Source organism: Pseudomonas sp. SJZ131 (assembly GCF_007828705.1).
GTDB lineage: Bacteria > Pseudomonadota > Gammaproteobacteria > Pseudomonadales > Pseudomonadaceae > Aquipseudomonas > Aquipseudomonas prosekii.
This window is the reverse complement of sequence record NZ_VIVC01000001.1, coordinates 674,039-691,241: the sequence shown is the minus strand read 5'-3', so window position 1 is coordinate 691,241 and position 17,203 is coordinate 674,039. Positions and strand designations below refer to the sequence as shown.

Sequence of the window (17,203 nt, the reverse complement as noted above, 5' to 3'; positions counted from 1 at the left end):
CTGCGTTCCTTGCAAATTTTTGGGAGAAAGGTTCGACAGTCAGCCACCGGAGTGCGTCGGTGACTTGCCCACCTGTTCAGTGGTCACTGGCAAAACCAGCCCTGGATTGCGCTGCAGCGCTTCGTCGGTCAGCCGCTTGATCAGCGCGCGACGGTCATTGGTGTAGTTGTTGACGATCGCGACCATGCTCTGGTTGAACTGCGTCAGGGTGAAATGCACCTGCACGTCCAACTGCGAAAACGAGGTAACGGCACGGTTCATCACGCTATCGAAAAGCTCATGGTGGGCGCTCTGCAGGTATTCGATCCAGAATTCCTGCAGCACCATCCAGTCCGACAACGCCGAGGTTTGTTCCAGTTTCACCACTTCCGCGAAAATCCAGTCGAGGGTTTGCGGGATCACTTCAACGCGAAGGCGAAAGTTCATGTCGCGCGGTTGCGCCGGTAAATTCAAGCGCTCCGCCAGGCCCACGCGATACGCGAGGCTGATTTCCATTGCCTGATCCAGCGACAATGGCCCGGTCCGCGTGCGCGAGATAACGTTTTTCAGGGCAAATTTTTCAACTTCGCTCAAGCGGTACAAACCGCGCAGCAACTGGGTCAGCGCAGGCTCGGTATCAATCAGCGCGCCCCGGGCCACATTCATCGCGCGGTAACACAGCACCCGGACATGCAAATCGCTGAACAGCAGCGAAGAACCGTCGGCGCTGATTTGCTCGATGTTGGCCATGCGGAATAAGGTGCGACGCAATTCGCTGTCCTCGGCGGCAGCCTCGACCACTTCCCAGACACGCTGGCTCAGCGAACGGTAAACCGCGCGAAAATCGGCGCTGTAGCGCAATTTCACGAGCAAACGGAAAAATGGCCGGGAGTCCGGGTAAGCGAAAACCGAGCTCCACAGCGTGCGTTTTTGCAGGATTTCGATTTCCGTGGCGCCAGTGAGCCAGGTCGAACTCATGGTCGCGTCCAACAATGCGTCCTGCACCGTATGCCCATAACCCATTGAACTCAAACCGAAACTGACGTCGTTGAGTTGCTGATAAGCGAGGAGCCGCTGGCGGGTTAGCGTGGTCAGCGGATTGCCGGCGACCAAGGTGCCCTCGTTCAACGCCAAGCGCGCGGCGAAGACATCTTCGGGGATGCTGGTTATGCGGTTATCGCGCAGATCCAGCGTGTTGAGGCGCATTAGTCCGGTGGCGCCATTCGGCCAGCCAGTGATGCCGGTGCCGCGCAATTCGAGGCGTTCCAGCAGCTGCAATTGCGCGACATCGGGCGTGCGCGAGAGCGTTGGGTTGCCGCTGAGGTTCAATTGCCTGAGCAGCGTCAGGCCGGACAGTTCGTTGGCCGAGACGTTGGTGAGGACGATCTGGTTGTCGCTGAGGTCAAGTATTTCCAGGCGAAACATCGCGCCGATGGCCTGCGCCAGCCGGGTCAGGCCATTGCCAACCAGCGACAGGCGCCGCAGAAATTTGAAGTTATGCAGGAACGTGTTCAATCCGGTGCTGGTGCCAATCCGGTCCATCACCAGCGTCCCGATGTGGTTGAAATCACCCACCAGCAGCGGCAAGTCGCCCAATGGCAACGGCGCAAGCGTCAACTCGTACAAGCGGCCATCGAACGTCAGCATGCTCTGGGTTTCCCGGCGCCAGGCGCGAATGATCTCCTGCGCCGCGCGCGATTTGGCCCGGGTCGACACCTTGAGCCGTGACCCAGGAGCAATTTGCGCCCAGCTTTCACGGTTGATCCAGCTGTGTAATGACTGCCGGATCATCAGAAACTCCAGCCTCAACCCTTCAAGTTTGCGCAACGCCAGTACATCGTCCACACCGAGACCGGCCAGAAACGCATTGATTTCCTCGACCGAATGCGCGGGATAGAGTTCTTGCGCACGTCGTATCAGCGCCGCAGAGCGTCGCGGCGTGGAGGCCGGAAACGGATGAACGCCACCGATCCCGGGCGCTGGCATCGAATCTGCCAGGCGCATCGGCGAAGCGTAGTCCAGGCGCGGCGCTTCTATGCCCAGCACGCGTTGCGCCGCCGCCCGACGGGCCAGCGCCAGCGCGGTGATTTTTCCCCTCAGCGCGACGCCAGCGTCTGGCGCCTCAACGCCTAACGCCGCGCGACGAGACGCCGACAATCCTTCCCACAGCGCCTGAAAATAGTGCGCGCGGGTGCGCCCAGGCAGATAGCTGAGCAAATTCGATTGCGCGTCCCGCACCTCGTACCGATCAGGGTGGGCATTGATCCGCACCTGCTGGGTCGCTTGCTCGGACCCAAGGCTGGCCAGCTCGTCGGTATAGAACGACCACTCCAGCACGCTCACATAAAGATCGCTTTCCCAGCCCGGCAATTGGCCCAGTGTGCTGAGCACCACACGATCTGTATCGATACCGCCGGCGGCATCCAGGTAGAGCCCTTCGTAAGCCCGACTGATCCGTACCACCTGGGCATAACGCCGGGCCTCCTCAGCCAGGCGCAACGGCACACTACCGGCTTCGAGTTGTTCGAGCTCGCTGGCATACGCGTAGTTGATCAACTCGTCAACGATGCTGATCGGCAGATCGGGAAACTGCCTGCGCAGCGGCACCGCCATCACTTCATTCACCGCCACGCCGCGCTGATACCACCAGTCGAACAACGCCAGACGTTTGTGATCGGCGCGCTCGGCCAATTTGCCCATCAGCGCCGAGAGCTGCTCGCTTGGCACTTTCGTCGATGAACCCAGCACCCGCTCGCGCTCGAGGGCGCTCAAGCCGCCGAGCAGATCCGCGTGGAATTGGCCTTTGCGGACTTTGTCGAGGTTGAGTGTGAGGGTCTTGCTGGCGCTGTCCGCGTCGGGCGCCAGGTAGCGGCTGAACACTTGCCCGGCGCTGTCGACGACGTTGATCGCGGTCTCGGCCGGCCACTGCTTGAACGTGGTCAACAGGCGCAATTGCAGGTCGGCGTCAGCACTGGAGGCCAATCGCGTGTCCTTCAATTGCTCGATGAACGACAGCACGGTTTGATCGGCGGCAAAACGCCGAACAGTTTCGACCAACAACGCTGGCGGGTTGACCCGATCAAGCAGGACCCGGCGCATGGCCCGCTCATCGGTGCCGCTGACCGCAAGGATTTGCAGCGCCCGAGCGTCCGGGATGTCGCGCTCTGCATAGCCCAGGCGCCGGAACAGCTTCAGCCGGTCCCACTCGCCGGGCAGCTCGGAGTCGTGTCGCCACGCGCCGACGTCGTTGGTTTCGAGACGCGGCGAATAGCTCTCGCGGAGGATCGAGCCCTCGATCTCCCACAAATTGGTATCCGCCTGCTGGCGCACCGCATATACATCTTTGCCCAGCGTCAGGTACGCCTGATCCTCAAACCAGTACAAGCCGCGCCGATCCGGCTTGATCCACGCCGGCAAGGACATATCGAGGCGATACGGCGCGAGGTCGGGTTTCCACAGCCGGACCTTGCCATCGGAGAGACGCACCTCGCGCAGGCTTTGGATGAAATCGGTGCTCCTGACGGATTTGAACGACGCTCTGAGCGCGCCCGCACCCGCCGACAACGCGACCATCACGATCAGGTTTTCCAGGGTGTCGAAGCAGTAATCCGCCGCCGCTTCCTGCTCGCCCGCCGACCAACTCTCGATGCCGTGGTAAATCCCCAGCACCAGTTCGGCCGCCGTCAGCGCCATCAGAACTTCCCCTACCACGGGGATAAACGAAACCCCGAACAGGATCAGATCAATGCCAATGACTTTGTAGGTTTCAATTCTCGCCAGCCGCGACTTCTCGTCCTCGTCGTCAGTCGGCACGACCAGCAGTCGCGCGTCGGCAATGATCTGCACCACGCGCTGGCGGTAGAGTTCAGCGAACAGGTCGGTAGTCACGTCTTGGGTGGTCACCGGAATCCAGGCAGTGGCGCTCGGCTGCATCCAGCCTGGCGCTGGCATCAGCAGACGAGCAGCGAGTGCGGTCTGAAAATCGGCGCGGTTGCCCAGCGAGACAAACCTTGGCAGAAATTCGCTGAAGGCCGGTTTGGCCAGACGCGCCGCCAAGTCGAATTGCAGCGCTTTGACGCTTGGGTATTCCTTGAGCGGTTGCGTATCCCCCGGCAGGTACAGCACGCAGGGATTATCCACAAAAGCACCGGCACTGACCGAGACGATCAGCATGGCCCCCAGCAGCGCGTGACCGGCCAATTCCAGACCTTTACAGGCGACGGCGCGCCCCGCAAGGGTGATCGATGGCTTATTGCTGGCGACATCCGCGAGCATGCGAAACACCGGCTCGCTGATGTGTTTTTTCATCAACGCCATGTGTCGGTCGACGTCAAAACACTGCTGCGAATGGGCAATACAGGCTTGGCGTACCGCCCCGGTTTCATCGTTGGGCTCAAATACACTGTCAAGATGCTTTTGATACTGTTTGCCCAAGTCCAGCGAGCGACAAAGTTGCGCAAATTCATGCGGTTTAATATTCAGGATTTTATTGGCGACGCCGTTAATACGTTCCGGCTGATAAATCAGCGACTTGTCATCGTAATTACCCATCAGCGTTTCACTGGCTTCAAAGTTCTCGCACGCAGCAGCCAGAAGATCTCGATCAATCGGCAACACCAGTTTTTTCCGCAAGCCGAATAAACTGGATGTTGAGCGTATATGTTGAAACACCACCCCTCGTATATCGAGGAACTCGCCTAACTTGTCAGCGAGAGCGTCGGACAATAACGGTGCGCAGAACTGTTGCGGGTTTTTCAACGGGGACATTGCCGCGACCACGGTGGCTCGCGAACGTTGACTCGCCACCACGCTGGCGTGCAGCGCGGTACGCGCCTCGGGCGTCGACTGGGCCAGCCACGGCGCAATCGGATGGCTTTTAAACAAGTTATAGAAAATGCCTTGTTGTTCAGGCGTCATGGCTGCGGCCACTTGGCTGTCTGTTGTCAGCGAAGAGGCTGCCGGTAATTGCGAGGACATAAGCGGATAACTCTTTGATCATAAGAGTCATCAGTCTAAACAGCGGCCCTGCGAATAAAAGCCGCAATAGCTGATCAATATCGGCTTGTTCAAATCAACAATATGAACGTGAGCTATATATAAATACCGCCACGCACTTTTCGATTAATGACTGCCTCGAAAAACAGGCAAAAAAAACCCGATCAATCAAATTGACCGGGTCTTGGGAGGTGATTTACCAGAAGCGTTGTTGGGTCAGACGACTCCACCAACTCAGCAGCAGGCGATCCACCGAACCGCTGGCCGCCATACCGATGCGTTCCTGCAGGCTTTTGCGTTCGGCGTAGTGCAGGTGATAGAGCTCGGCGCTCTTGGCGCGTTCGGCGAGGTATTCGTCGCTGGTTTTCAGTTCGTCGACCAATTGCCGACCCAGCGCCGCGACGCCGAGCCAGATTTCGCCAGTCGCCACTTCATCGATGGCCAGTTGCGGGCGATAACGCGAGACGAAATTCTTGAACAGTTCATGGGTGATGTCCAAGTCTTCCTGGAACTTCTCGCGGCCCTTCTCGGTGTTTTCGCCAAACACCGTCAGCGTGCGTTTGTATTCGCCGGCGGTCAGTACTTCAAAGTCGATGTCGTGTTTTTTCAGCAGGCGATTGACGTTGGGCAACTGCGCGACCACGCCGATCGAGCCGAGAATGGCGAACGGCGCGCTGATAATTTTCTCGCCGATGCACGCCATCATGTAGCCGCCGCTGGCCGCGACTTTGTCGATGCACACGGTCAACGGCACGCCGGCCTGACGGATCCGCGCCAGTTGCGAGGAGGCCAAGCCGTAGCTGTGAACCATGCCGCCGCCGCTTTCGAGGCGCAACACCACTTCGTCCTGAGGCGTGGCGAGGGTCAGCAGCGCGGTGATCTCGTGGCGCAGGCTCTCGGTCGCGGAAGCCTTGATGTCGCCGTCAAAATCCAGCACAAAAACCCGGCCCTTGGGCTCGGGTTTCTTTTTCTGTTTTTTCTCGGTTTTAGCCTGGGATTTGCGCAGCGACTTGAGCTGGTCCTTGTCGAGCAGCGACTGCTCCAGGCGTTCGCGCAGGCCTTTATAGAAATCATTCAGTTTGCTGACCTGCAACTGGCCGGATGACTTGCGTCGACCTTTGCTGCGCAAAGCCGCGAAACTGGCCAGCACCACCAGAATGGCGACCACCAGCGTCACGGTCTTGGCCAGGAAACTGGCGTACTCGGCGAAAAACTCCACACACGACTCCTTCAATACAATGCGCCGCTAAAAACGCGCGCGCGGAATGTCCCCAGCATACCCATGCCCTGCCTTCGGGGCCAGCCGTGAAACCTCTGGAAACAGGCCTGTAACAGGCATTTCAAACAAGCGTATGTTTTTTCATTGACAGCTCACGGCCATCCTCATAACCTCGCCAAACCTTCAACGTACCGGGATGACGCGGACGTGGGCAGCATCTATCTGATTCGACATGGCCAGGCCTCCTTTGGTGCAGACGACTATGACGTCCTGTCGCCGACCGGTGTGCGCCAGGCAGAAGTCCTCGGCCAGCACCTCGCCGGGCTGGGCATCAGCTTCGATCGCTGCCTCGCCGGTGACTTGCGTCGCCAGCAGCACACCGCCACCAGCGCGCTGGAACAATTTGCTGCGGTCGGCATACCCACGCCCATCCTCGAAACCGACTCCGCGTTCAACGAATTTGATGCCGACGCGGTGATCCGCGCCCTGCTCCCGGCAATGCTCGACGACGAACCTGAGGCGCTGGAGATCCTGCGCAACGCCGCGCAAAACCGCGCCGAGTTCCAGCGCATTTTTGCCCTGATCATCGAGCGCTGGCTGGCCGGCACCTACGACACGCCGGGGCTGGAAAGCTGGCTGGGTTTTGTCGAGCGGGTCCAGGCCGGTCTGCAGCGGATTCTCGAACAGGCCGACAACACGCAGAAAATCGCCGTGTTCACCTCCGGCGGCACCATCACTGCCCTGCTCCACCTGATTACGCAAATGCCGGCCAAACAGGCTTTTGAACTCAACTGGCAAATCGTCAACACCTCGCTCAACCAACTGAAGTTTCGTGGTCGCGAGGTGGCTCTGGCTTCCTTCAACAGTCATGCGCATCTGCAACTGTTGAGGGCCCCGGAACTCATCACATTTCGCTGAGTCCGGACTAGTGTGACCCTGGCTGTCATCACCCTGCTGTTATAACCAGCTGTGTTTAATCAGCTGTAATTCCCAAGAAAAGGATCGAACCATGACCTCCGTAGCCGACGCCGTACAAGCAATGAAAGCCAAGTTCAACCCAGATGCCGCCGCCGGCCTGGACCTGGTATTCGGTTTCCGCATCGACGACAGCAAAAACTTCTCGTTGATCGTCAAGGACAAAACCTGCGAACTGCAAGAAGGCGAAAACCCGGACGCGCAGGTCACTCTGGTGATGGACGGCGAAACCCTGCAGGGCATCGTCGACGGTTCGACCGACGGCATGCAAGCATTCATGGGCGGCAAACTGCGCGCTGAAGGCGACATGATGCTGGCGATGAAACTGTCCGAGCTGTTCCCTTCGTAAGATCGCGGCTGCCTAACTGGGCAGCTGTCTGTTGCACCACAAATCCCGCCGTCATGGCGGGATTTGTCGTTTTGGCTCCCGGCGCAATGCCGGTGAGAGCACGTCGGCAGGCCGGCACTGCAATTGCCGTCTATATTCCTTCTGGCCGCAGGCGTCCGCCATCGGCAGTTCAACTCCTGTTTGCTGATCCGAGAACCGAGAACCGAGCGGAGAACGTTGTCATGAGCCCACCGGACGACCACGACGGTTTTAATCGCCGCCGCGTATTGCAAGGCCTGACGGCAGGCGCCGTGGGTGCCTGGGTCAGCCCACTTTTCGCAGGGAGTAAAACCATGCCTGATGCCCCGGCCGATCTGATTCTGTACAACGGTCGCTTGCACACCGTTGACCGCAAGAAACCCCAGGCCAGCGCCGTGGCGATCAAGGATGGCCGATTCGTGGTGGTCGGCAGCGACGCGCAAGCGATGGCGCTGCAAGGTCCCGGCACGCAAATCATCGACTTGCACGGGCGCACGGTGATCCCCGGGCTCAACGACTCGCACCTGCACCTGATTCGTGGCGGGCTCAATTACAACCTCGAACTGCGCTGGGAAGGCGTGCCGTCATTGGTCGACGCCTTGCGTCTGCTCAAGGAACAGGCCGACCGCACACCGACTCCGCAATGGGTGCGCGTGGTCGGTGGCTGGAACGAATTCCAGTTCGCCGAAAAGCGCCTGCCGACGATTGAAGAACTGAACAAAGCCGCGCCGGATACCCCGGTGTTCGTCCTGCACCTCTACGACCGCGCCCTGCTCAATCGCGCCGCGCTGAAAGTCGTGGGCTACACGCGCAACACGCCGAACCCGCCCGGTGGCGAAATTGTCCGCGACGCCAACGGCGATCCGACCGGCATGCTGATCGCCCGGCCGAACGCGATGATTCTCTACTCGACCTTGGCCAAAGGCCCGAAACTGCCGCTGGAGCATCAGGTCAACTCGACACGCCAGTTCATGCGCGAACTCAACCGCCTCGGCGTCACCAGCGCCATCGATGCCGGCGGCGGTTATCAGAATTACCCGGACGATTACCAAGTCATCCAGCAACTGGCCGACGACAAACAGCTGACCGTGCGCATCGCCTACAACTTGTTCACGCAAAAACCCAAGGAAGAACTCACCGACTTCAAGAACTGGACCAGCACCTCGCATTACGGCCAGGGTGATGCCTTCCTCAAACACAACGGCGCCGGCGAGATGCTGGTGTTCTCCGCCGCTGATTTCGAAGATTTCCTCGAACCGCGCCCGGACCTGCCGCAGACCATGGAACAGGAACTTGAACCGGTGGTGCGGCACTTGGTGGAACAGCGCTGGCCGTTTCGTTTGCACGCGACGTACAACGAGTCCATCAGCCGCATGCTCGACGTGTTCGAGAAGGTCAATCGCGACATTCCGTTCAACGGTCTGCCGTGGTTTTTCGACCATGCCGAAACCATCACGCCGCAGAATATCGAGCGGGTCAAAGCCTTGGGCGGCGGCATTGCGATTCAGGACCGCATGGCATTTCAGGGCGAATATTTCGTCGAGCGCTACGGCGCCAAAGCCGCCGAACACACACCACCGATCGCGCGCATGTTGGCCGAGGGCATCCCGGTCGGTGCCGGCACCGACGCCACCCGCGTGTCGAGTTACAACCCGTGGACGTCGCTGTTCTGGCTGGTCAGCGGCCGCACCGTTGGCGGTTTGGAGCTATACCCGCAAGGTTTGAGCCGCGACACTGCGCTGGAATTGTTCACCCACGGCAGCGCCTGGTTTTCTTCGGAACAAGGGCAGAAAGGCCAGATCAAGGTCGGGCAACTGGCCGATCTGATTGCGCTGTCGGCGGATTATTTTCATATCGAGGACGAAGCGATCAAGTGGATCGAATCTGTCCTGACGATTGTCGACGGCAAGATCGTCCACGCCAGTGTCGAGTTCGACAAACTCTCGCCGCCGCCGATTCCGGTGGTGCCGGAATGGTCGCCGGTGGCGAAAGTGCCGGGGCACTGGAAACCGCTGGCGCCGCTGACCGCGCAGGTTCACCAGTGTGTCGGCGCCTGCGCGGTGCATGCGCACAACCACGAACGCGCGCGATTGTCGTCGGCACCGGTTAGTGATTTCCAGGGATTCTGGGGCGCGTTCGGCTGCTCCTGTTTCTCCTTCTGAGCCCAAGTTTCACCCACCCCGCAAATCCCCTGTAGGCGCGAGGCTTGCCCGCGAAAGCGTAGTGTCAGTTGATGCAAATGTTGCCTGACACAACGCCATCGCGGGCAAGCCTGGCTCCCACGGGAATCAGTGGCTGATCGACCGAAGCTTGATCCCGGTCAGTTGTCGGCGCGCGGCATTCATTACCCTCTTGCTTCCATCGACAGCCACGGACGGCTCATCACGAGCCAACGGCTATCACTGCTCAAGGAAGAGGCATTCATGCGTTCACTGAAAATCATCCTGCTGGCATCGGCGTTCAACGGCCTGACTCAACGCGCGTGGCTGGAATTGCACGAGGCTGGGCATGCGCCGAGCGTGGTGCTGTTTACCGACGAAAACGCAGTGTGCGAAAAGATCGAACACTCCGGCGCCGATCTGGTGATTTGCCCGTTCCTCAAGGACCGCGTGCCGCAGCAATTGTGGAGCGACCCGCAGCGCCCGGTGGTGATCATTCATCCGGGGATTGTCGGCGATCGCGGCGCCAGTGCCCTCGACTGGGCGATTTGCAATGAGCTGCAGCGCTGGGGCGTGACCGCGTTGCAAGCGGTGGAAGAGATGGACGCCGGGCCGGTTTGGGCCACCTGCGAATTCAACCTGCCGCCAGGCCTGCGCAAATCCGAGCTGTACAACGGCCGGGTCAGTGATGCGGCGATCCGCTGCATCCGCGAAGTCGTCGAGAAATTCAACGCCGGGTTTATTCCCCAGCCGCTGGACTACCGCCAACCGCACGTCATCGGGCGTTTGCAGCCGAACATGAAACAGGCAGATCGCGCGTTCAGTTGGCACGATTGCTCGCGGTTCATCAAACGCCGCATCGACGCGGCTGACGGTCAACCGGGGGTGTTGGCCAGTCTGGCCGGCGCTCAGTACTACCTGTATGACGCGCATCTGGACGCACGCAGCGGCACGCCGGGCCAGATTCTAGCGGTGCACGACGATGCGGTGCTGGTCGCGACTGGCGATCACAGCCTGTGGATCGGCGCGCTGCGGCAAAAACCACAGCCCGGCGAAGAAACCTTCAAGCGCCCGGCCCGGCATATGCTCGCGCAGCAGTTGCATGGAGTGCCGACGCTCGACTGGTCGATCGCTACCCAGCCGTTCAACGAGGAAGCTTATCAACCGATCCGTTATTGCGAATCCGGACATGTCGGCGAGCTGACGTTCGAGTTCTACAACGGCGCGATGAGCACCGAACAATGTCAGCGTCTGGTCACCGCACTGCGCTGGGCCAAGGCGCGCGAGACTCAGGTGTTGCTGATCAAGGGTGGGCGCGGGAGTTTTTCCAACGGCGTGCATTTGAATGTGATTCAGGCCGCCGAGGTGCCGGGGCTGGAAGCGTGGGCGAATATTCAGGCGATCGACGATGTCTGCGAGGAGCTGCTCAGCGCCCGGCAACTGGTGGTGTGCGGCATGACCGGCAGTGCCGGCGCTGGTGGTGTGATGCTGGCACTGGCCGCCGACATCGTGTTTGCCCGCGCCGAAACCGTGCTTAATCCGCATTACAAAAGCATGGGTTTGTATGGCTCGGAATACTGGACCTACAGCCTGCCGCGCGCGGTAGGCCCGGTGATCGCGGAAAAACTCACGGAAGAATGCCTGCCGGTGAGCGCGAAGCAGGCGCTGCAATGGGGCATGGTTCAGGAGATCGGTCCGCGCTGCCCCGACGAGTTCGGTTTGTGGTTGCTGCAACGGGCGAATGGGGTGTCGACCGATCCGGCGTATGCGCCGATTCGCCAGCGCAAAACCCGCGATGACCGTTTGTTGATAGCGCAATGCCGAGAAGCAGAGCTGGCACAGATGCAGCTGGACATGGTGCACAACCGCAATCAATTCGCCGAGAAGTGCCGCAACTTCGTCTACAAACGCAAAGCCTGCGGCACCCCGCAGCGCCTGATTGCAGACTGGGCGCAGTTGCCCGAAACCGAACTCAGCGAATAACCCGCAACGCCGCTCCGCTCTCCCTGACAACTACCGCTCCATGTAGCAGCTGCCGAGCCCGCGAGGCTGCGTCCGGCGGCGCAGCCGTCGTAAAACCAGTCACTTGAGTCTCCGGGAAAACCGCGATAACCGGATCACGACTGCTGCACAGCCGAACGCAGCCTCGCGGGCTCGGCAGCTGCTACAGGTTTTGCTTGGGCATTTTGCGCGCGCGGTAGGCAGCGGCTGCCGGCGCTCTTACAATTGCCCACCCCCACTTGCGGCCAGCCCATGGACATCGATCTCGCGCGCACTTTTCTGGAAATTGTCCGGCACGGCAGCCTCGCCGCCGCTGCGCAAAAGCTCCACGTTACTCAAACCGCGATCACCGCGCGGGTGCAGAAGCTCGAAGGCCAATTGGGCAGCACGCTGTTTGTGCGCAATCGCGCCGGTGCGCGCCTGACGCCGAATGGCGAAGCTTTCGTGATCTACGCCAACCAACTGGTGCAAACCTGGGAAGCTGCGCGCCGCGACCTGCCGTTGCCAGAAGGTTATCGCGACGTCTTGCACATTGGCGGCGAGGTCAGCCTGTGCAATCCGCTGATGCTCAGTTGGGCCGCCGAGTTGCGCGAGAAAATTCCCAGCCACGCGTTGCGCATGGAAATCCGCGACGGTGAAAACCTGCTGCGCCAATTGGAACTGGGCGTGCTCGACGCCGCGCTGGTCTACCAACCGGAATACTGGCCGCGCCTGCAAGTCGAGCAAGTGCTGGAAGAAAAACTGATCCTCGTGCGCCTTGCCGGCAAACCCGACCCGTATGTCTACATCGACTGGGGCCCGGACTTCCGCCGTCAACACGACGCCGCGCTGCCGGAAAAAGCCAAGGCTGCGCTGAGTTTCAACCTCGGCCCGCTGGCCTTGCAGTACTTGCTCGAACACGGCGGCAGCGGTTATTTCCGCACGCGCGTGGTGCAAAGTTACCTGCAAAGCGGTGTTCTGGAGGCCGTGCCGAAAGCGCCGGAATTCAGTTACCCGACCTACCTGGTTTATTCCCGCGACCGCGATTCGGCAACGCTGCAACAGGCGTTCGACCTGCTGCGCGAAGTGATCAAGACCGACGACGACTGGTCGCAACGCTGGAACCCGTTGGGCTGACGTCACCCGCCTGCGCATTTGCACCGGAGCATGGCGTTTGTGTCCTCAAGGTTCGGCCAGCTAATACGCGCGAATCGGCTAATCTGCTGTCACCACAAAAAAGCACAGGTGATTGCAGTGAGGCAGACCACCCAGGCATTTCGCAGCCGCTACCGCGCCGACATCCATCGTTTCTATAACCCGTGGCTGCACGGCGCGTTTGTGCTGCTGTTTGGCGTGCTGGCGATAGGCGGATTCTGGCGCACCGTGCAGCAGGTTCAGCCACTGGAATGGCTGGCGGTGCCGCTGACATTGCTGTTGTTCAACTTCGCCGTGTACAGCGTGCATCGGCACTTGGGGCATCACAAAAAGAGTTTCGCGCGGATGTTCTACGCGCGGCATGCCGGCGACCATCACAGCTTCTTCGCGCCGGGCCACATGACCTACGACAACGCCCGCGACTGGCGAGTGATTCTGTTCCCGGCTTGGCTGATCGTGGTGCACACGCTGGTCTTCACCCTGCCGCTGTGGTGGCTGTTATCGCTGATCAATACCAACGTTGCCGGCCTGTTCGGTGGTTGCATGGTTCTCGGTTACCTGCTCTACGAAGTGTTCCATGCTTGCGAGCATTTGCCGCCGCGCAATCCGGTCACACGGTTGCCGTGGATTCGGCAGATGCGCCGCCTGCATGAACTGCATCATCGTCGTGAACTGATGCAGGAGCGTAATTTCAATATCGTTTTTCCCCTGATGGATTACCTGTTCGGCACCCTTTACTGGGAACCGGAGCACGCCCACCCGCACCCGACGAGAACGCCCATGACCCGCATGCAACATCAGATCGTGATTGCCGCCAATCCGATTGCCGTGCTCGCCTACGCCAGCACCGTGAGCCGTTGGCCGGAGTGGCATCCGTCGTCGCTGAAGGTCGACGGCGACGCCGGCCCGCTGCATGCCGGCGCGCGTTTCGAGGAGGATATTCGCGCCGGCGGCCGCGACGGCCATCTGAGCTGGGACGTCGAAGAATACCTGCCGGGGCGCCGCTGGAGCGCGCGGGCGCGGGGCGATCACGGGTTGTCGCTGATGCTGACTTACCAGTGCGACGCCGAGGGCGACGGCACGCGTTTCGTGCGCACGCTGGATTATCAGTTCAGTAGCCTGGGCATGCGCATTGCCAATCAACTAGTGCTCAAGCGCCGCATCGAACGAGAATCGGCAGCGTCGCTGGCGGCGTTGCGCGACCGTGCGCAAGCACACGTTGCTGCTGCGGGAGTGAGCGCGTGAGATCAGTCCTCAGATTTGCAGTGGTGCTGATCGTCGTCATTGGCGGGTTTTTACTGCTGATGCCGACCAAGGTTCATCCGCTGGCGTGGACGCCAGCACCGGCGCCGTCGATGGTCAGCGGCGTCTACGCCGACAATCAACGCCTCAAGGACGTCGAGCGCATTGGCGCGGCGGATATCGACGGGCCGGAGGCGTTGCTGCTCGAAGAGGGTGCGCTGATCACCGGCCTGCACGATGGCCGAGTGATCCGCAGCAGCCTCGATGGCAAAACCCGCACCCTGCTGACCGACACTGGCGGCCGGCCGCTGGGCCTCGCGCGGCATCCCAACGGCATGCTGGTGATCGCTGACGGGCTCAAGGGTTTGCTGTCGCTGGACGCGCTGGGCCAGGTCATTCCATTGACCACCGAGGCCAACGGTGTGCCTTTCGGTTTTACCGATGACGTGGCCATCGACAAGTCCGGGCATTACGCCTACTTCAGCGATGCGTCGAGCCGCTGGGGTTACGGTAAGGACGGCGCGGCGATCATCGAGCATGGCGGCGACGGGCGTTTGCTGCGTTATGACTTCCAGAGCGGCAAGACCGAGGTGCTGCTGGAGAAACTCGAGTTCGCCAACGGCGTGACGCTGGGGCCGGACGATGCGTATGTGCTGGTCAATGAAACAGGCGCCTATCGCATCAGCCGATATTGGCTGAGCGGACCGAAGGCCGGCACCCACGATGTGTTTATCGATAACTTGCCGGGGATGCCGGACAACCTCGCGTTCAACGGTCGCGATCGGTTCTGGGTGGCGCTGTATGCGCCGCGCAATGCGCTGCTCGATGCGACGGCGCCGCACCCGTTTCTGCGCAAGATGATCGCGCGGGCGATGACCGTATTGCCTAAACCGATTGAGAAGCGTGGGTTTGCTTTGGGGTTGGATCTGGACGGCAAGGTCATTGCCAATCTGCAGGACGCGAGCGACGGCAATTACTCGCCGATTACCACGGTGCGCGAGTATGGCGAGTGGTTGTATTTCGGCTCGCTGAAAGCGCAGCACATGGTGCGCTTGCCGCTAAGCAAAGCCCTGCAATAACCCCCCGGCCTTTGTAGGAGCGAGGCTTGCCCGCGAAGGCGTCTTCAAAGTCGCCATAGAGGTTGACTGAAAAGACGCCTTCGCGGGCAAGCCTCGCTCCTACGGGTTCGGGGAATTTTGGGGTTGGAGCCCGCAAGTGTTTTGCGATCAGCGCGGATTGATCTGGTTATCGTGCTCGGCGTTGTTGGTTTCTTCGCGCACGCGTTCCGGATCGAGGTCGGTGCCGTCGCTTTGCTCCAGCGGCTTGGCGCCTTCGTTGTTCGGCAGCTCGTCGATCCCCGGCTCGTCCTCGGGGTTGACGGTGGTGCGACCGGGGCTCAGCGGTTCTGGATGGGTTGGAATCGGGTCGTAACCGCCCTGCTGTTCGCTGGGGAATTTTTCGTTGGAAAACCGTGGATCAGTCATTGGATGGCACCTCTGAAAAGTGAGTCGGGGATGGAAGACTCTGTACTTTCGAGGTGCCGCGCCTGAGCGCCGTTCCAATTATTCAGTCACCAGTCGTCGGTGGTCAGGACGAGGCCTGAAGCTGCTGAACAATTTTCTCTTTGACCTGGAAACGCCGCTCCTTGAGCTTTTTCAGAGCGTCGTCACTTGGCGCGTCCGACTGTGCGGTTTCAGCCTTGACCACCTCGGCATCAGCCTGCGAGTACTTGTTGATCAGTGAATCCAGTAACGGATCCTTGGTGCGTTTTTGCTGGATATCTTCCTTGGAAATCTTTAAATCCTGATAAAGATCGTGTGGCACCGGCATGGAACACCTCCGTTTATTGATCGGCAGCAAACGCGGTCACTTGCGTTCGCCAACCATCAGAATGGCCTCGGTTACCTGCTTCTGTCGACCTGCTGTCAGACCAGCGGTGTCCGTTCGTCGTCGTTTTGCATTTGCGATAAAACCTTTCGTCGCCCGTCAGCCTCCATTACATAACGGTCACTTGATCGCTTCTAAAAACCTGTGTGGAGATGAACCAATGGACGGATTTAACCTGCGCCACCTCGCCCTCGCTGTTGCCCTGAGCACCGGCATGGGTACTGCTTTTGCTGCCACTTCCAATGATTTTGTCGACAACGCAGCCGCTGGCGGCATTGCCGAGATCGAAACCAGCAAATTGGCTCTGGAAAAGAGTTCATCGGCAGACATCAAAGCCTTCGCCAACATGATGATCAAAGATCACACCGAGGCGAACGCAGAACTCAAAGCCCTGGCGAACAAGCATGACATCGAGGTGCCGGACGACACCACGCTGGTCAAGCAAGCCAAGGAAAAAATCCTCGATATGCGCGACGAATCGTTCGATGCGGCCTATGCCAATAATCAGGTGAAGGCCCACGAAGAAACCATCGCGCTGTTTAAGAAAGAAGCTGAAACAGTCACCGACGATAAAAAGGCCGGTGCCACCGAGCTGAAAGGTTTTGCCCAGAAAATGCTGCCGGCGCTGGAAAAACACCTGACCGCAGCGAAAGAACTGCAAGCCAAACACCCAAGCAAGTAACACCGTTTAAACAGCTGCATAAACAACCGCATAAAAAAAACCGCATCCAATGGATGCGGTTTTTTGTGTCTGTTATCAGCCGCCATCAGTATCAATATCGGCATCAGTGTCTTCACCCGGCGATGGCCGATCGGGGTCGGGTTTGAAACCGGGGCTGAACTCATTGTCGTTATCGTTGTGAACGTTTTTCTGATCGACTTCGCTGTCGGCGCTTTCCGGTTCGGCAGTATTTTCATTGCCGCTTTGATCGCCGCTTTGATCGCGGTTCTGATCGACGCCTTGATCGCGGCTCTGGTCGTTGCCCGGAGCCCCATCCCCCGGCACTTGCGGGTCGATCGCCGGGTCATTGCGGTCAATAGGTGCCCCGCCCTGATCCTGTTGCTGAGACTGGTCTTTCATAAGTACCTCGCTCGTCAATTCACATGCGCGGCCAAAACTGTCAGGCCTTGAAAATAGGAAGCCATTGTTGCCGCAGGGTTCAAATTGAATGGACAGCGCCATGCTCACTGATAAAAGATCGCAGCCTTGTGCAGTGACTACTAGAGTTCTGCTCAGGATAAAAA

General features: G+C 59.7%; 13 protein-coding genes. 8 read left to right on the top strand and 5 right to left on the bottom strand.

Annotation, left to right across the window (positions count from 1 at the left end):
• Positions 1 to 39 precede the first annotated feature (39 nt).
• Entirely contained in the window at positions 40 to 4,956 is a 4,917-nt protein-coding gene (locus FBY12_RS02935) for a dermonecrotic toxin domain-containing protein (protein WP_145250984.1), read from the bottom strand.
• Positions 4,957 to 5,170: 214 nt separating this feature from the next.
• On the bottom strand, positions 5,171 to 6,193 hold the full coding sequence (gene sohB, locus FBY12_RS02930) for a protease SohB (RefSeq protein WP_145250981.1): 1,023 nt from the start codon (positions 6,191 to 6,193) through the stop codon (positions 5,171 to 5,173).
• A 207-nt stretch (positions 6,194 to 6,400) separates the two neighbouring features.
• On the opposite strand from sohB, the gene FBY12_RS02925 reads away from it, so the two are divergent.
• The 7 genes from FBY12_RS02925 to FBY12_RS02895 all read left to right on the top strand — a co-directional run bounded on the left by FBY12_RS02925 (position 6,401) and on the right by FBY12_RS02895 (position 15,150).
• Positions 6,401 to 7,111: a histidine phosphatase family protein gene (locus FBY12_RS02925; RefSeq protein WP_145250978.1), complete on the top strand. Its 711-nt coding sequence runs from the start codon at positions 6,401 to 6,403 to the stop codon at positions 7,109 to 7,111.
• Between the two features lie 91 nt (positions 7,112 to 7,202).
• Positions 7,203 to 7,517 carry an SCP2 sterol-binding domain-containing protein gene (locus FBY12_RS02920; protein ID WP_121734383.1) on the top strand — a complete coding sequence of 105 codons (315 nt, stop codon included), beginning with the start codon at positions 7,203 to 7,205 and terminating at the stop codon, positions 7,515 to 7,517.
• A 332-nt stretch (positions 7,518 to 7,849) separates the two neighbouring features.
• Complete coding sequence (locus FBY12_RS02915; RefSeq protein WP_145250975.1) at positions 7,850 to 9,697, top strand: amidohydrolase; 1,848 nt, start codon at positions 7,850 to 7,852, stop codon at positions 9,695 to 9,697.
• 261 nt (positions 9,698 to 9,958) lie between these two features.
• On the top strand, positions 9,959 to 11,677 hold the full coding sequence (locus FBY12_RS02910) for a hydrogenase maturation protein (protein ID WP_145250972.1): 1,719 nt from the start codon (positions 9,959 to 9,961) through the stop codon (positions 11,675 to 11,677).
• A 270-nt stretch (positions 11,678 to 11,947) separates the two neighbouring features.
• Positions 11,948 to 12,811 carry a LysR family transcriptional regulator gene (locus FBY12_RS02905; RefSeq protein WP_145250969.1) on the top strand — a complete coding sequence of 288 codons (864 nt, stop codon included), beginning with the start codon at positions 11,948 to 11,950 and terminating at the stop codon, positions 12,809 to 12,811.
• Positions 12,812 to 12,928: 117 nt separating this feature from the next.
• On the top strand, positions 12,929 to 14,074 hold the full coding sequence (locus FBY12_RS02900; protein ID WP_145250966.1) for an SRPBCC family protein: 1,146 nt from the start codon (positions 12,929 to 12,931) through the stop codon (positions 14,072 to 14,074).
• Positions 14,071 to 15,150 carry an SMP-30/gluconolactonase/LRE family protein gene (locus FBY12_RS02895; protein ID WP_145250963.1) on the top strand — a complete coding sequence of 360 codons (1,080 nt, stop codon included), beginning with the start codon at positions 14,071 to 14,073 and terminating at the stop codon, positions 15,148 to 15,150. The genes FBY12_RS02900 and FBY12_RS02895 overlap by 4 nt, the downstream gene beginning before the upstream one ends.
• A gap of 147 nt (positions 15,151 to 15,297) precedes the next feature.
• Here the strand turns inward: FBY12_RS02895 and FBY12_RS02890 are convergent, their stop codons facing one another.
• The gene (locus tag FBY12_RS02890) at positions 15,298 to 15,555 is read right to left on the bottom strand and encodes a hypothetical protein (RefSeq protein ID WP_145250960.1); all 258 of its coding nucleotides are present in this window, start codon (positions 15,553 to 15,555) and stop codon (positions 15,298 to 15,300) included.
• Between the two features lie 103 nt (positions 15,556 to 15,658).
• Complete coding sequence (locus FBY12_RS02885; RefSeq protein WP_145250957.1) at positions 15,659 to 15,901, bottom strand: DUF465 domain-containing protein; 243 nt, start codon at positions 15,899 to 15,901, stop codon at positions 15,659 to 15,661.
• A gap of 217 nt (positions 15,902 to 16,118) precedes the next feature.
• Here FBY12_RS02885 and FBY12_RS02880 point away from each other — a divergent pair, with 217 nt between their 5' ends.
• On the top strand, positions 16,119 to 16,640 hold the full coding sequence (locus tag FBY12_RS02880; protein WP_121734325.1) for a DUF4142 domain-containing protein: 522 nt from the start codon (positions 16,119 to 16,121) through the stop codon (positions 16,638 to 16,640).
• Between the two features lie 75 nt (positions 16,641 to 16,715).
• Here the strand turns inward: FBY12_RS02880 and FBY12_RS02875 are convergent, their stop codons facing one another.
• Positions 16,716 to 17,039, bottom strand: coding sequence for a hypothetical protein (locus tag FBY12_RS02875; RefSeq protein WP_145250954.1), 324 nt, complete (start codon positions 17,037 to 17,039; stop codon positions 16,716 to 16,718).
• Positions 17,040 to 17,203 lie beyond the last annotated feature (164 nt).

Excerpts from the sequence above, each read along its gene's own strand:
- FBY12_RS02920 (WP_121734383.1), top strand. The coding sequence starts at position 7,203 with ATGACCTCCGTAGCCGACGCCGTACAAGCAATGAAAGCCAAGTTCAAC.
- FBY12_RS02915 (WP_145250975.1), top strand. The coding sequence starts at position 7,850 with ATGCCTGATGCCCCGGCCGATCTGATTCTGTACAACGGTCGCTTGCAC.
- FBY12_RS02880 (WP_121734325.1), top strand. The coding sequence starts at position 16,119 with ATGGACGGATTTAACCTGCGCCACCTCGCCCTCGCTGTTGCCCTGAGC.
- FBY12_RS02875 (WP_145250954.1), bottom strand. The coding sequence starts at position 17,039 with ATGAAAGACCAGTCTCAGCAACAGGATCAGGGCGGGGCACCTATTGAC.
- FBY12_RS02905 (WP_145250969.1), top strand. The coding sequence starts at position 11,948 with ATGGACATCGATCTCGCGCGCACTTTTCTGGAAATTGTCCGGCACGGC.
- FBY12_RS02885 (WP_145250957.1), bottom strand. The coding sequence starts at position 15,901 with ATGCCGGTGCCACACGATCTTTATCAGGATTTAAAGATTTCCAAGGAA.
- FBY12_RS02935 (WP_145250984.1), bottom strand. The coding sequence starts at position 4,956 with ATGTCCTCGCAATTACCGGCAGCCTCTTCGCTGACAACAGACAGCCAA.
- FBY12_RS02910 (WP_145250972.1), top strand. The coding sequence starts at position 9,959 with ATGCGTTCACTGAAAATCATCCTGCTGGCATCGGCGTTCAACGGCCTG.
- FBY12_RS02890 (WP_145250960.1), bottom strand. The coding sequence starts at position 15,555 with ATGACTGATCCACGGTTTTCCAACGAAAAATTCCCCAGCGAACAGCAG.